The organism is Chryseobacterium capnotolerans, assembly GCF_021278965.1.
Classification (GTDB): domain Bacteria; phylum Bacteroidota; class Bacteroidia; order Flavobacteriales; family Weeksellaceae; genus Chryseobacterium; species Chryseobacterium capnotolerans.
This window is the reverse complement of record NZ_CP065589.1, coordinates 3746370-3759806: the sequence shown is the minus strand read 5'-3', so window position 1 is coordinate 3759806 and position 13437 is coordinate 3746370. Positions and strand designations below refer to the sequence as shown.

12 protein-coding genes, 1 pseudogene and 1 riboswitch are annotated in these 13437 nt (G+C 37.3%); of the genes and pseudogenes, 3 read left to right on the top strand and 10 right to left on the bottom strand.

Translation table 11 applies throughout. The annotated features are described in order from the left end of the window. The first annotated feature begins 95 nt into the window (after positions 1-95). Positions 96-2870: a TonB-dependent receptor plug domain-containing protein gene (locus tag H5J24_RS18025; protein WP_068939596.1), complete on the top strand. Its 2775-nt coding sequence runs from the start codon at positions 96-98 to the stop codon at positions 2868-2870. Between the two features lie 204 nt (positions 2871-3074). Here H5J24_RS18025 and H5J24_RS18020 read toward each other — a convergent pair whose 3' ends face one another. The 8 genes and pseudogenes from H5J24_RS18020 to H5J24_RS17985 all read right to left on the bottom strand — a co-directional run bounded on the left by H5J24_RS18020 (position 3075) and on the right by H5J24_RS17985 (position 10335). Beyond that, complete coding sequence (locus H5J24_RS18020) at positions 3075-3647, bottom strand: TenA family protein (protein ID WP_346729923.1); 573 nt, start codon at positions 3645-3647, stop codon at positions 3075-3077. Further along, entirely contained in the window at positions 3634-4467 is an 834-nt protein-coding gene (thiD, locus tag H5J24_RS18015) for a bifunctional hydroxymethylpyrimidine kinase/phosphomethylpyrimidine kinase (protein ID WP_068939593.1), read from the bottom strand. Before thiD ends, H5J24_RS18020 begins: the two co-directional genes overlap by 14 nt. Beyond that, positions 4464-5041, bottom strand: a pseudogene (gene thiE, locus H5J24_RS18010) (thiamine phosphate synthase). Before thiE ends, thiD begins: the two are co-directional and overlap by 4 nt. Positions 5042-5094: 53 nt before the next feature. Next, complete coding sequence (thiM, locus tag H5J24_RS18005; RefSeq protein ID WP_185124643.1) at positions 5095-5892, bottom strand: hydroxyethylthiazole kinase; 798 nt, start codon at positions 5890-5892, stop codon at positions 5095-5097. Positions 5893-5953: 61 nt separating this feature from the next. Further along, positions 5954-6046: riboswitch (TPP riboswitch) on the bottom strand. 59 nt (positions 6047-6105) lie between these two features. Further along, positions 6106-7947 carry a carbon starvation CstA family protein gene (locus tag H5J24_RS18000; protein WP_185124642.1) on the bottom strand — a complete coding sequence of 614 codons (1842 nt, stop codon included), beginning with the start codon at positions 7945-7947 and terminating at the stop codon, positions 6106-6108. A 194-nt stretch (positions 7948-8141) separates the two neighbouring features. Beyond that, positions 8142-9170, bottom strand: coding sequence for an alpha/beta hydrolase (locus H5J24_RS17995; protein ID WP_068939589.1), 1029 nt, complete (start codon positions 9168-9170; stop codon positions 8142-8144). A 21-nt stretch (positions 9171-9191) separates the two neighbouring features. Next, the gene (locus tag H5J24_RS17990; protein ID WP_068939587.1) at positions 9192-9575 is read right to left on the bottom strand and encodes a DUF3037 domain-containing protein; all 384 of its coding nucleotides are present in this window, start codon (positions 9573-9575) and stop codon (positions 9192-9194) included. After that, positions 9562-10335, bottom strand: a complete 774-nt coding sequence (locus H5J24_RS17985; protein ID WP_068939585.1) for a HipA family kinase — start codon at positions 10333-10335, stop codon at positions 9562-9564. The genes H5J24_RS17990 and H5J24_RS17985 overlap by 14 nt, the downstream gene beginning before the upstream one ends. A 71-nt stretch (positions 10336-10406) precedes the next feature. On the opposite strand from H5J24_RS17985, the gene H5J24_RS17980 reads away from it, so the two are divergent. After that, entirely contained in the window at positions 10407-11249 is an 843-nt protein-coding gene (locus H5J24_RS17980; protein WP_068939582.1) for an alpha/beta hydrolase family protein, read from the top strand. Positions 11250-11343: 94 nt separating this feature from the next. Continuing rightward, positions 11344-11859 (top strand): Ivy family c-type lysozyme inhibitor, encoded by a 516-nt coding sequence (locus H5J24_RS17975; RefSeq protein WP_068939580.1) that lies wholly within the window; start codon positions 11344-11346, stop codon positions 11857-11859. A 72-nt stretch (positions 11860-11931) separates the two neighbouring features. Here H5J24_RS17975 and H5J24_RS17970 read toward each other — a convergent pair whose 3' ends face one another. Next, positions 11932-12522 carry a hypothetical protein gene (locus H5J24_RS17970; RefSeq protein WP_232815748.1) on the bottom strand — a complete coding sequence of 197 codons (591 nt, stop codon included), beginning with the start codon at positions 12520-12522 and terminating at the stop codon, positions 11932-11934. A gap of 13 nt (positions 12523-12535) precedes the next feature. After that, on the bottom strand, positions 12536-13357 hold the full coding sequence (locus tag H5J24_RS17965; RefSeq protein WP_068940118.1) for a flavin reductase family protein: 822 nt from the start codon (positions 13355-13357) through the stop codon (positions 12536-12538). Positions 13358-13437: the final 80 nt, after the last annotated feature.

Below are 13437 nucleotides of genomic sequence, written 5' to 3'. Positions count from 1 at the left end.
CAAAAACAAAGTCTATTGATTTTGTAGACTAATTAATATGTTTTACATTTGCACCTGCAAAAAACATGAATATCTAATCAAATTGACGAAATGATATGAGAAATAAAAAAACTATTCTTTCTGCTTCTGTTCTCTTTTTTCTGGGAGTTTTTACCTATGGACAAGAGAAAGACAGCAATACAAAAAAAGACAGTACTCAAACCAATAAAGTAGAAGAAGTTGTTATCCTGGGATCCAGAGCAGGTGCAAGATCAAAAGCTGATAGTCCGGTTCCTGTAGATGTATTCAACCTGAAGGAAGCTTCTGTGGTACTTCCACAGTCTAATATCGGACAAATTCTGAATGCCATTGCGCCTTCTTTTACCTCTACCGTTCAAACCAATTCTGATGGAACAGATCATTTGGATCCGGCCCAGCTGAGAGGACTGGGGCCAGACCAGGTATTGGTATTGGTTAACGGAAAAAGAAGACATACTTCTGCATTGGTCAATGTCAACGGAACACCGGGAAGAGGAACTGTAGGAACCGATTTGAATGCTATTCCTTCCTTTGCTCTGAATAGAATAGAAGTCTTAAGAGATGGAGCTGCCGCACAATATGGTTCGGATGCCATCGCAGGGGTAATGAATCTTGAATTAAAAAGAGATACCGGAAAACTAACCGGCCAGATCAGCTATGGTGGAAATTTAACGCCTGCAGCCAATGACCATACCGGAAATTTTGACGGACAGAATATTCAGTTAGACCTGAACTATGGGAATAAAATCGGAACGAAAGGCGGTTTTTTCAATATCACCTGGTCCTCACAGTTCAGAAATCCAACGTATAGAGCAGGAACAGAATCAGGCGCAATCTATAATGCTTATAACGCTATCGAGCAGCGTGCATTGAAAGATGGTGTGAACCTTTCTTCTCTGTTTAGTAATATCAATAATACTCCCAATTCGCAGCAGATTATCGATTATGTTCATCAGTATGCTCAAGGGGTAAACTATTTTACTCCTGGCCAATTGGCTGGTATACAGGGAGCCACTACTATTCAGGATATAAAAGATGGGGCAGGAAATGTTATTCAGAAAGGACTTCAGTCTTTATTAAATTTTGATGTTACTGATCAGGAATTGGCATACAGAGGCCTTACCAGAAAAGATTTTAACATGCAGGTGGGTCAGTCTAAGCTTAATAACCACCAGCTTTTCATTAATGCTGAGGTTCCTGTAAGTGATAACTGGAAAGTGTATACTTTTGGTGGATATAGTTTAAGACATGGTGTTTCCGGAGGATTTTACAGAAGACCGAGAGAAAGCAGAACTTTTACAGGTTTATACCCTAATGGTTATCTGCCACAGATCGGAACTGACATCCAGGATATCTCATTAGCAGCAGGTATTAAAGGAAAATGGGAGGGATGGAATATTGATTTTAGTAATACTTTTGGACAGAACTCTTTTACCTATAATATCAGAAATACGGGGAATACTTCTTTAAGATTTGCTTCTCCTAATGAATTTGATGCAGGTGGATTAAGGTTTACCCAAAATACCATCAATTTAGATTTCTCTAAAAAATATGATGTCCTGGAAGGATTGAATGTGGCATTTGGAGGGGAACACCGCTTTGAAAACTTTAAAATGACGGCAGGTGAAGAAGCATCTTATACCACGTATGATGTCTTGGGAAATCCTTGGAACAATGCTACCCAGCGGCCTACAGATTTCTTTGGAGCTTCTCTTCCGGGAGGTTCTCAGGTATTCAGTGGATTCAGACCTGAAAATGCCGTGAACAAAAACAGACAGTCACTGGCAGCTTACGCAGATGTAGAATTGAACTTTACGAATTGGTTATTGGTGGATGCTGCTGCGAGATATGAAAACTATTCAGATTTTGGATCTACATTTAACTATAAATTGGCTTCAAGAATCAAGGTTGCTCCTAATTTCAATGTGAGGTTTGCGGGATCTACAGGGTTCAGAGCACCATCCATTCACCAGATTTATTATAATGTAACTTCTACATTATTTACTGGAGGTCAGCTTCTTGAAGTAGGAACATACAGCAATGATTCTCAATTGGCCGCACAGCTGAATATCCCAAAACTGAAGCAGGAAACTTCAAAATCTGCCAGTTTAGGTTTTACCTATAAAATTCCATCCGTGAATTTGACCTTCACAGCAGACGGATATTTTACTAAAATTGATAACAGAATCATTCTTACGGATCAGTTTTTAAGAAAAGATGTCCCTACTGATGCTCAAAAAGAGTTTGATAAATTAAATGTGAATGCCGCTCAGTTTTTCACCAATGCTATTGATACGGAAACAAAAGGGTTGGATATTGTTATTGCTCATAATGCAAGATTTTCAGGGGTAAAACTGGATAACAATTTTGCCATCAACCTGAATCAGACTAAACAGGTAGGTGAAATTCACTCTGCAGGACTGCTGAAATCTCCAGCTCTTGAAAAAGTTTATTTCTCTGAAAAATCTAGAATTTATCTGGAAGAGGCTGTGCCTAGAGTGAAAGCAAGTTTATCCCATACACTTACATGGAATGGTGTTAGTTTCTATCTTAGAAATACCTATTTCGGAAAAGTAACCGGAGCAGATGTTCTTGATGCTAATGGAGATGGAATCATTGAATTTAATGAACATCAAACAATAGGAGATAAAATCATTACTGATATTTCTGCGGCCTATCAGTTTACAAAAAATGTAGGACTTACTGTAGGGGTTAATAATCTGTTTGATATTTATCCTACCAAAAATCTACCAGCTTCAAGTAACAACGATCAGTTTATTTACTCACGCTCTACTTCACAATTTGGGCAGAACGGACGGTATGTGTTTACAAGACTTAATTTCAATTTTTAATCAAAATTGAGATGTATAAAAAACGGAACCCATTTTTAGGTTCCGTTTTTTATTATGGTAAAAACTATCATTCTGAATCATCTGTTAAAAGAATCCCCAGACAATAATAAAGATTTCAATAACTTCCTTACTTCCAGGTCTTCAAATCATAGGCCGCTTCCCAGAATTGATACTCCATTCTTGATGCCGTGATAAAGGCTTCTGTCATTTTTTTCTGGTTTCTTCGGTACTATTTTCAGCTATTTTATTGCAGATGGCAATGGCTTCATCCACTGCTATTGAAAATTCTTCTCCGGCATACGTGGCAATCCATTTTTCATACGGGTTGTTCACCGTATTTTGAATCTCGTAAATATAATTTCCAACTTCACGGTAAATCCAGAAACAAGGGAGGACAGCAGCAACAGCAATTTCCACCGATTCCAGAGCTGCAGTACTTCTCAGAAAGTGAATGTAATGATGGCATACCGGTTGTAAAATTCCTTTATCAGTCACCCCAAAGTCTTTGAAGTATGATTCATGCAGAGCATTTTCTACAACGATCGTATTTTCTGCAAAACGCATAAAAGTAAGTACATCCTGAAGATCAGGGATCTTTGCTGCAATAAGGGAAAGTGTTCTTCCAAAGTGTTCCAGATATAAAGAATCCTGAGCCATATAAAAACGGAATTTTTCCTGTGGTAAGCTGCCCGCTGATAATTCTTTGATAAAAGGCATATTCAGGATAGACTGATAGCATTCTTGTATATCATTCCAGGTTGATTCACTCCATTTCATTTTTGATAAGTTTTTGAGGATTAAAAAAGTGGTTCAACGGTCCGTTTCCATGACCTGTCTGCACATCTATTCCGTTTTCTATGGCTTGGTAGATATATTGCTGTCCCAGAGAAACTGCTTCATAAAGTGATTTGCCGTGAGCAATATAGGAAGCAATGGCAGATGAAAGTGTACAGCCTGAACCGTGGGTATTATTGGTATTCAATTTTATTGTTTCAAAAGAATGAAAATTCTCGTGTTCATCATAGAAGAGGGAGGTAATGGTTGAGGTTTCCTGATGACCGCCTTTAAGGAGAATTGTTTTACAACCCAGTTTTTTGATCTTTTTTCCGGCAGTGTATAAATCTTCCAGCGTTTCTACTTTCATATCAGCTAAAATGGAAGCTTCATCCATATTGGGAGTGATGACATCTGCAATGGGAAAAAGTGATGTAGTGAGTGCTGTGATGGTTTCATCTTCAATTAAACGGTGTCCACTGGTAGCAACCATTACAGGGTCAAAGACAATAGGTATTTTAGGGTATACTGCTAATGTGGAAACAATGGTCTCTACAAGTTGAGGCGTATGAACCATTCCTATTTTTATAGCATCAGGAACAATGTCGTCCAGAATTGCTTTTATTTGATCAGCAACAGCTTCTACAGGAATAGGATATATTTTTCGTACTCCTTGTGTATTTTGTACAGGCAAAGCCGTTAACACTGATGTTGAAAAACAGCCTAAAGCAGAAGCTGTTTTAATATCAGCCTGAATGCCGGCACCGCCGCTTCCGTCGAAACCTGCAATAGTTAATACTGAAGGGTATTTGTATTTTTTCATTTTACAATTTCATTTTTTAATTCATATGCTGCTTTTTGAGGATCGGCAGCACTGCATATAGCAGAAACTACAGCAAGACAGTCTGCTCCGGCGCTGATGACAGCTCTAGCGTTTTCAAGGTGAATATTTCCTATTGCGACCAAAGGCTTTTTCGTAATCTGCCTGATTTGAGTAATGCCTTCCAATCCCCATTCTTTAACAGTATCTGTTTTAGTTTTTGTTTTGAAAACAGGGCTTATTCCCAGGTAGTCAGCAACTGTAGTTTGTTCGTTGTAAAGCTGATCCAGGTGTTCTATTGAATAGCCAATTATTTTATTCCCGATCAAAGGCCGTTGTCTTAAATCTTGAGGAGTTGCATCGCTGTTTCCAACATGTATTCCCGCTGGATTTAGTTTTTCAGTAACGGTAATATTATCGTTGATGATAAGAGGAATGCCATATTTATCTGTAATTTCTATAAGCTGTAGGGCCTTTTGAAGGAATACCTCAGTGCTGTCTTTTTTTCACGAAGCTGTATCATGTCCACTCCTCCTAAGATCGCCTGTTCTGCAACTTCCAGAAAGTTTTTCCCCATACAATCTGCTTCAGAAATTACCAGATATAATGAGTAAGGAAAAGTATTTATACTCATGATTTTTCAATTTTTAAATGGCTGGTAAATTCTTCTTCCGTAATGTTGTAGAGTTTATCAATCAAATGAAGCTGAAGACTGCCCGGACCTTTACTCTCACGAACAGCCAGTTCGCCTGCTATTCCCAATAATGACATTGCAGCGGCAGTACCCGTTACCTTATCTTCTGTAATCCCCATAAATGCTCCGATTAATGCCGTTGCAGAACATCCCAGGCCTGTTACTTTGGTCATGAGAGGATGTCCGTTTTTGATCTGTATAGATTGATCTTGGCTCAGAATAATATCTGTTTCGCCCGAAATACATACAATCGTGTTGTATTGATTAACCAGGATTTGTGCGGCATAAACAGCATCATTACTTGCTGCGGTGCTGTCTACACCTTTGGTTGCTGTTGTATTGGTTTTAGCGAGTGCGATAATCTCAGAAGCATTACCTCTTATTACTGTAGGATGGAATTGTAACAGCTGATGCAATATCTGATCGCGAAAAGGAGTCGCTCCTGCACCTACCGGATCAAGTATCCATGGTTTATGGTAAGTTTCAGCAGTTTCAGCAGCTATAAGCATAGATTCAGCCCAGTATTCATCGAGAGTACCAATATTAATAACTACCGAATGGGCTATATTGATCATGTCTTTGATTTCAGAGTGGGCGTGTGCCATAATCGGAGAAGCTCCTGCAGCCAAAAGTGCATTGGCTGTATTGTTCATGACCACATAGTTGGTTATATTATGAACAAGGGGAGACTTTTGTCGTACAAGTTGAACTTGTTCCCAAAGATTTTTTTCCATTGTTATGATTAAAAATAAAAATAGCTTTAGGAAAAAATCCGAAACAAAAGACATCAAGAAATCATGTCATTTTGCTTTTCCCTACGTCGGTATAAGCCGTATCAGGTTCAAAGGGACTCTCTCAATTCTTTTCAGAATACCCCTAAAGCAAAACAAATGTATAAAAATTATAAGAGGAAGCAAAAACCTTTAACAGATTTTGTAGAAAGTATATTATCTCTCTACCAGCTCTTTCACCGGTTCTCCATAATGATCAATTTCTGTTTTGTTAATTTGCAGTAACTGATACCATTTTCTAAAGGCTCCTATAAATACAATAAGCATAAGGACCATTGCTGTCGCCGCTAATGCAGCAAGCAAATACTGTCCTTTGGGAATATAAATAGAAGTTACCTGAATATAACCGGCCCAGAATGTAATAATGGCCATAAACACGCCGGGAATAGCTGAACATAATGCATATTTTCCCCTGTTCATTCTTATCAGCATCGTTGTGCAGACAATAAGTCCACAGGCTGCCAATAGTTGATTACTGATTCCGAATAACGGCCAGATACTGTTTACGTTACCTGTATACACCAGATATCCCCAGGCAAAAGTGAAAAGAAGACTGCTGATAATGATTCCGGGAATCCAGTTTTTATCATTAAATTTTGGAACTACGGATCCCAGCATTTCCTGTAGAAAGAAACGTCCCACCCTTGTTCCTGCATCAATTGCAGTAAGGATAAACACAGCCTCAAACATAATCGCGAAATTATACCAATAGGCCGTCAGCTGATCCATATATGGGATTTTATTGAAGATATGCGCCATCCCCACCGCAAGAGATACGGCACCTCCTGTTCTGCCATAGAGGTCAATTCCTATTTTTTGAGAGTAATAATCTATATCTACGCCGTGTAGAGAAGGATGAGTGGCAAGGAATGAATCATAAGCCTCCTTGGGGGTATTGATGGCAAAATAATCTCCCGGCATCAATGTACAGGCTGCAATAAGTGCCATTAACGCTACAAAACCTTCTACAAGCATGGCCCCGTAGCCTACAAAAAGAATTTCTCTTTCTTTATTCAGCATTTTTGGAGTAGTCCCCGTAGCAATCACAGCATGGAATCCGGAAATCGCTCCACAGGCAATGACAATAAAAATAAAAGGAAGTACCGGTCCTCCTATAATGGGACCTCCACCATTTACAAAAGCTGTGATAGCAGGCATCTGTACAGTAGGATGTATAACAATTACCCCGATAGCCAGCATAATAATAGTTCCTATTTTCAAATAAGTGGAAAGGTAATCCCTTGGAACTAAAAGAAGCCATACTGGTAATACAGAAGCAATAAAGCCATATAAAGGAATGGCGATGGAAATTGTTTTAATATTCCATGAGAATAAATTATTCATAGTTGGATTCTGCATCAGCCCATGACCTCCGATAATTCCGGCAATCAACAGAATACCGCCTAAGATACTTGCAAACAGAACACTGTTCTTTTTATAACGCATAATCAGTCCCATAATGATGGCAATAGGCATGGTAATCACTACGGTAAAAAGAGACCATGAAGCTTCATGCATTGCATTGATGCATGCCAGAGATAGCCCAGCCAGCGTCAGAACCAGGATAAATAGGATCGCAAAACCTGCTACTGTTCCTGTTGCTTTCCCAATTTCTTTTGATGCAATAGTAGCAAGGCTTTGTCCTTTGTGTCTCACGGAAGCAAAAAGGACAACCATATCATGAACTCCACCTCCCAGTACACAGCCTATCAGAATCCATAGCGCGCCGGGAAGATATCCGAACTGTGCAGCGAGAACAGGTCCCACCAATGGTCCAGCCGCTGCAATAGCTGCAAAATGATGTCCAAAGAGTACATTTTTGTTAGTCGCTACATAATCTTTACCGTCTGCAAATTCTACAGCGGGAGTCATATTTTGATCATTAAGTCTGAGAACTTTATTGGCAATAAAAATACCATAGAAGCGGTAAGCTATTGCGAAAATAAGAACAGAGGCAAATATGAGGGTAAGCGCATTGATATTATTTAACGAATCCATATTGCTTATTTTTTTTAATGAATAAATAATTAAAATATTGTTTTATTGTAAATAATTTAAACAATAGCCAAGGTAATTATTTTTCAGGTAAAAAATATGAATATGTATATCAATCTAGCATATTTGTTATTTTATATTAGTTTAAGTATTTTATTTATAGTTATTTGTATTTGTTCAATCTTAGAAAATGTATATTATTTCTTTTGGGAGATAATAAAATCAACCATCTGATCAACCATTTGATCAAGGGCCGCTTTATCAGTTGTAGAAAAACTATGCACACCATTATCAATGATAATTAGAGATGTTTCTACTTTTGCACGTTTAAGTTTTCTGTATAATTTTTTAGATTGGCTTAAAGGAACGATTTTATCTTTGTTCCCCTGGACAATTAAGGTTGGAACACCAGCTTTAGTATAGGTTGCAGGCGAGATGGTTTTTAGATAGTCAATGGCTCTGTCCTGATCTTTTTTTAAATCATATCCTGAGATACCTTTTACCAGGCCTTGTTGTAAGCTAACAATCTTTTTTGAGATCATTCCCACCATAGCTACCGGAATTGTTCCCAATCTGGTATGGAAAAGTTTGTTAAGATCAACAGGTCCGTAATGATCAACCACATAATTTACTTTTGCCGAATAAGAGGAAAGCTCAGGACTTCCTTTGAACATATCATCAGGAGTATAAGCTGCTACTAAAGAAAGATGCGCCCCGGCTGATGCTCCAAACAGACCGATATTGCTGGTATCAAAGTTATATTTTTCAGCATTTTTTCTTACCCATCGTACAGCATCCTTGGTATCTTCTAATGGAAGTGGGAAGTGGGTGTTGTCATTTAGAAGGGTATAATTGATACTGATCACTGCATATTGCTTTTCCATGAGTTTGGCAACCGCTGTTTCAAGATAATTATCAGCGTAAACGGCCTTACTGCCTTCTATCCATCCACCTCCATGAACATAGATTACGACAGGAAGTTTACCCGAAAAACTCTTAGGTGTATACAAATCCAAGGCAAGGGAATCTCCCTTTTTACCTGTTTTGTAGACAATATTCTCAGAAACCATTGCTATATCCGGTAGAAGCGTACTTTTTACCCGGTTAACTTTTTCAGGGGATTGTGAAAATGACTGTGAAAAAGTGATCTGAGAAGAACTTAGAAATAAAATAAAAAACAGGCTTGTAAAAAACCTGTTCATTGATATGTAGTTAAATAATTTCATACTATTTTTTTTGAGGGAATCTTATTTTACTAACTCCTCAAAAAGTTTACCAAAAGTAGAATTCAGATCCTTAGATTTTCCGGGATGAGGTCTGGAAGTTTGTACAACGGCACTTCTCACAGCAGTCAGCCAGCGGAAACGCTCAGGAATATCAAGCAGAGCAATGGGGCCGCCTTCTTTGTCACCATTGGCTATTTTCTGGAAGCTTTCGAGGTTTTGAATGACATCATCATAATCCAGTTTGCTGTGCATCAGCTTGAATTTATCAGGACATAAATAGAATTCTATTCGGATAAATTTTTCCTTTTTGGAAAACATAACCAGTCCGACATTGAAAAATTCTTCTCTCTCAACTTTTGGTACTAAGCGTATTACCGCATATTCATATATTTTATCCTCTTGCATTTTTAGCTTCATTTAAAAAGATTTGAGAATTTTCTAATCGGGTCTTCATGAACTGAAAATAAATTTCACGGATCTCTTCAGGGGTTTCATCCGCATCATTCCAGTGTAACCAGTCTTCAGGAATAGCATTCACAATATCTCTGAAAAGAGTTTCATTCAGTACTTCATGAGCAAACTTATCTGCCTCATCCAGCTTATGGGCTTTAGGGAGAAGAACATGGTCTTTTACATATTTGAAAGGTGTTTTTGCCGCCGCATCAAAATTTTGCCATGAATGATGGAAATAGAACGAAGCTCCATTATCAATGATCCAAAGTTCCTTATGCCACATCAGCATATTCGTGTTTTTAAAGGTACGGTCAATATTAGTAATAAAAGCATCCAGCCATACCACCTTTGAAGCTAAAAGCGGATCAATTTTTACACTCGGATCATAAGTGATAGAGCCTGATAAATAATGTAATCCGAGATTTAATCCCTCGGAAGATTTTAATAAATCCTGTATTTCTTCATCCGCTTCCGTTCTTCCAAAATCAGCATCAAGATTAATAAAAACCAGTTCAGGAATCTTTAATCCTAAAGCTTCCGTAATCCTTCCGCCTATAAACTCAGAGATCAGCATCTTAACTCCATGACCGGCGCCACGGAATTTTAAGACATATTTAAAATCATCATCAGCTTCTGCCAGAGCAGGAAGCGAACCTCCTTCTCTCAATGGCAGAATGTAACGCATCACGGTTACTGTTCTTAAATTCTGCATGAAGCAAAATTAAGCTTATTTTTTAATAGTTTTTTTCATAAATTTCAATTAAAATAAATTGTATTTGTTGTATGAAGCTGATTATTAAAAAAGATATATCACTGGGAAACCCGGAAACGAGGAACTTTCTTGCAGATAGTTTTTATAGTGATACTGAAAATAAACGTCCTTTGGTCATCTTTGTCCATGGGTATAAAGGCTATAAAGATTGGGGAGCCTGGGATTTGATGGCTGAAAAGTTTGCAGAAGCAGGTTTCTTCTTTGTAAAGTTTAATTTTTCTCATAATGGAACTACGGTAGATGATCCTGAGAATTTTGCTGATTTGGAAGCTTTTGGGAATAATAATTATTCTAAAGAATTATCTGATCTTGGAGTTGTTATTGATCATTTTATTCAGGATTCGAATGTAGATGAGGAAAAGATTATTTTGATTGGACATAGCAGGGGAGGAGGGATTTCTATTGTTAAAACTTTTGAGGATGAGAGAATCAATGGGTTGATTACGCTGGCTAGTGTAGATACCTTAGATCGTTTTCCACAAGGTGAGTTGTTTGAAAACTGGAAAAAGGAAGGTGTATACTATGCTTTAAATGGACGTACCAAACAGGAAATGCCTCATTACTATCAGTTTTATGAAGATTACGAAAAGAATGTACACCGTTTTGATGTAGAACGGGCTGCTGAAATGGCTAAAGCGTATATGCTTATCATTCATGGAACGCATGATGAAGCTGTAGACGTAAAACATGCTGAGCATCTTCATATTTTGAATCCAAATTCAGAACTTTTTCTTATCGAAAATGGGAACCACACTTTTGGAGCCAAAGAACCTTGGACAGACTCTGATCTTCCCAAGGATCTGAATTCTGTAACGGAAAAGTGCATTGATTTTTTGACCCAAAATCTAAAATAGAAAATCATTATTATGGAATTTCAACGAGTGAGATTAAAAAATAAAACGAGAAGAAATCACGTTGTAATATAGTAATCACATACTAAATATCATTATGAAAAAAGTTATTATGGGCGCATTAGCGCTAACATTAGCAGGAACTGTTGTTTCTTGTAAAAAAGAAGCTAAAACAGAATCTTCTGTAAGCACAGACTCCTTAGCTACGGTACAACCAAAAGATTCAGTTGTGGCACCAAAGACCGATTCAGCATCGGTTGCAGCTCCTTCAAAGACTGCTGCGGTTGAAATTATTACCAAAAATGATGGAAAGTATCCTCATGATGTCAAATTATTCGAAGACAAGAATTTAACTGAAAGATTGAAAAAATTGGTAGGAAAAGATTATGATGAAATGATAAAAAATTTCAACGTAGAAAGTCCTATCGTATCAGAAGGTGGGATCTATAAACTGCATGGATGTAAACAACATGATTGCCCTGGATATGCTACTTTCGTTTACTATGATTCCAAGAATGATAACCTCAATGTTTCCATCGATAAAAACGGTAAGGCAACTGAGTTTGCAGAAAAGGGTAAAATTACCATTTCAAAAACATTGGATACTAAATAATTATTTAGTGTTCGTTGCAGCAAAAAAGGAGTGAAAATTTTCACTCCTTTTTTTATTGAATATCTTAGGCTTTTACAGCATTCTTTTTATTGATTTCAAAAGGCTTCTGAAGTTTTTCATCGTCATCATCTCACTTGTGGGAGTGAAAACAGTTGCTTTTTCACCTTTTTCAAGAGAAAATTCAGAAGACGCTTTCAATGAGTATATTTTTTTCATTGCTTTAATATCATAAACATCCATCATTGCAAAAGTTTCATTCTTTTTATAATCATCCAGTTCACCCATAGAATGGTCTAAACTGCTGCGGACCTTCATGGTATAAATATTAACCAGAAAATTAAAATCAGAATTATCTTTCAAAATCTCAAGATCTTCCATTTCAGGCTCAAAAGAAATACTGTTTTGAATTATATTTTCTGCTTTTGCTGTTCTAAAATCATAAGCATTGCCATTGCTTAATTCCTGAAATAGATGCATTACTTCTTTATTCATCATTTCTCGGTGGTAAGATTCTACACCTGTTTTGATGTTGTTAATCAGCCACTTTTTATCTTTCGAAAACACTAATGATTTACTGTAAACCCCATAATCTTTCTTAATAGGATAATAAACACAAGATTGTAAAATAACAGCCAGACAAAAGAAGAAAATATATTTTTTCATGAATGCATTCAGATTATTTAATTAAAATCTTCCAGGCTTCTTCAATTTTACTTTCCAGTAATAACTTTTGGGCATCCAGATGAATAGCCGTTTCTGAATAATATTCTCCGGAAGGTAATACTTCAACATTAGCCAGCATTCCCAAATCATTTCCTGTAAATATTTTACTGTATTTGATTGCATCAGGTAAAAGATCAAAACCAATTCCTTTTGTTACTAAGGGTTTAGGGACTTCAAAAAGGCTGTTTTCGTTACTTCTGGAATACCAGTTGCTGCCTAGGCGGGCTACCATATCCAATTTTTCCTGATCCAGATTTCCAGCTTCATTCAGGTATTCTTCTCTGATATGAATCTTCTGAACTTCACAGATGACAAGATTTCCTGCTCCCCCCTGATCGCCTAAAGATTTTACCTCTAAAACTTTGCATTCAAAATTTACAGGGCATTCTTCAATCAGTTTGGGTTTTACCAGATCGGCATCTTTCATAGTCAATCCGGATTTTATAAATTCATTCACTCCTGTTTCGTATTCTGTAGAAGCCAAAGAAATCTGTTGTACAATCGGAAAATTTACAGTTCCAATGACCACTTCCGGTACTTCCAATACATTTTCAAGGGTGTGTTTGGTGGTATTGTCACGCACTCTTCTCGATGGTGAAAAGATCAGAATCGGAGGAACCGTACTGAACATATTGAAAAAACTGAATGGGGATAAGTTATGATTACCGTCTTTATCCACCGTAGAAGCCAATGCAATAGGACGTGGTGAAACCGCTGTCTGCATAATGGTCTGAAGCTGTACGGAGGTTATTTCGGATGGAATTACTGTTTTCATATTTTTTCTTTTTAACACTTGATTGAGCTTAAGTGTTCAAATTATATTAAAAATAAGCTTCGACTCCGTTCAGCTTGACA

Excerpts from the sequence above, each read along its gene's own strand:
- H5J24_RS17970 (WP_232815748.1), bottom strand. The coding sequence starts at position 12,522 with ATGAAAAAATATATTTTCTTCTTTTGTCTGGCTGTTATTTTACAATCT.
- H5J24_RS18020 (WP_346729923.1), bottom strand. The coding sequence starts at position 3,647 with ATGAAATGGAGTGAATCAACCTGGAATGATATACAAGAATGCTATCAG.
- H5J24_RS17985 (WP_068939585.1), bottom strand. The coding sequence starts at position 10,335 with ATGCAGAATTTAAGAACAGTAACCGTGATGCGTTACATTCTGCCATTG.
- H5J24_RS18000 (WP_185124642.1), bottom strand. The coding sequence starts at position 7,947 with ATGGATTCGTTAAATAATATCAATGCGCTTACCCTCATATTTGCCTCT.
- thiM (WP_185124643.1), bottom strand. The coding sequence starts at position 5,892 with ATGGAAAAAAATCTTTGGGAACAAGTTCAACTTGTACGACAAAAGTCT.
- H5J24_RS17975 (WP_068939580.1), top strand. The coding sequence starts at position 11,344 with ATGAAAAAAGTTATTATGGGCGCATTAGCGCTAACATTAGCAGGAACT.
- H5J24_RS17990 (WP_068939587.1), bottom strand. The coding sequence starts at position 9,575 with ATGCAAGAGGATAAAATATATGAATATGCGGTAATACGCTTAGTACCA.
- H5J24_RS17995 (WP_068939589.1), bottom strand. The coding sequence starts at position 9,170 with ATGAAATTATTTAACTACATATCAATGAACAGGTTTTTTACAAGCCTG.
- thiD (WP_068939593.1), bottom strand. The coding sequence starts at position 4,467 with ATGAAAAAATACAAATACCCTTCAGTATTAACTATTGCAGGTTTCGAC.
- H5J24_RS18025 (WP_068939596.1), top strand. The coding sequence starts at position 96 with ATGAGAAATAAAAAAACTATTCTTTCTGCTTCTGTTCTCTTTTTTCTG.
- H5J24_RS17980 (WP_068939582.1), top strand. The coding sequence starts at position 10,407 with ATGAAGCTGATTATTAAAAAAGATATATCACTGGGAAACCCGGAAACG.
- H5J24_RS17965 (WP_068940118.1), bottom strand. The coding sequence starts at position 13,357 with ATGAAAACAGTAATTCCATCCGAAATAACCTCCGTACAGCTTCAGACC.